General features: G+C 58.8%; 1 protein-coding gene. It reads right to left on the bottom strand.

The features are described 5' to 3' along the window. Positions 1-233: aminotransferase class III-fold pyridoxal phosphate-dependent enzyme (locus tag NLM59_RS11635; RefSeq protein WP_304417950.1), on the bottom strand; the 233-nt coding region annotated here is incomplete at both ends.

Here is a 233-nt window from a genome sequence, read left to right as displayed (position 1 = left end):
CAAGGCCATCGCCATGTGGGTCGAGCCGTGATAGGCCCCCATACGGCTGAGTATGTGCTTTTTCTGCGGTTTGCCGCGAAGGTTGTTGTAGTGGTGCAGGACGCGCACGGCAGTATCGTTGGCGACCGAACCTGAATTGCCGAAATAGACATTGTTGAGCCGTCCGGGCGCAAGGCTTGCCACCTTCTCGGCCAGTGCCGCGGCAGCGGGATGGGTGAAATTGTAGAATGTCG

The sequence above is a fragment of the Profundicola chukchiensis genome, from assembly GCF_029664245.1.
Classification (GTDB): Bacteria; Bacteroidota; Bacteroidia; order Flavobacteriales; family Weeksellaceae; genus Profundicola; species Profundicola chukchiensis.
The sequence above is the reverse complement of the archived record's forward strand: the minus strand, read 5'-3'. Positions and strand labels throughout refer to the sequence as shown.